1 protein-coding gene is annotated in these 368 nt (G+C 43.2%); it reads left to right on the top strand.

The features are described 5' to 3' along the window. Positions 1-33: 33 nt before the first annotated feature. Positions 34-368: TonB-dependent receptor domain-containing protein (locus tag CWB85_RS21865; RefSeq protein ID WP_249314964.1), on the top strand; the 335-nt coding region annotated here is incomplete at its 3' end.

Genomic DNA, 368 nt, shown 5'->3' with positions numbered 1-368 from the left:
GTTGGCCGTGTTTCTTATACTGAAACTCTACGTATGCCAAATTTTGCAGATTTAAATGCGTTGCAATACTGGTTTGATCCACTTACCGAAGGTGCCACTTATGGTACTGGTAATGGTGGTAACCCAGATCTACAGCCAACAGAATCAAAAAATTATGATACTTCATTAGAGTGGTACTTTGCAGAATCGAGTTCATTGTATGGTGCATACTTTAAACGGGAAATTGAAGGCCTTGTTGTACCAGGGCGTAAAACCGTCGTGCGTGAAGGCGACGATGGCGTGACTCGTCCTTATGTTTTGAGTGCACCAGTTAATGCCTCAAATGGTGAGCTATCTGGTTTAGAGCTTGGCCTAGTTTACTTCCCAGA

This window comes from Pseudoalteromonas sp. S1727 (genome assembly GCF_005886375.1).
GTDB classification, from domain to species: domain Bacteria; phylum Pseudomonadota; class Gammaproteobacteria; order Enterobacterales; family Alteromonadaceae; genus Pseudoalteromonas; species Pseudoalteromonas haloplanktis.
Note: the sequence above shows the minus strand (reverse complement) of the source record. Positions and strands in the feature narration are given on the sequence as shown.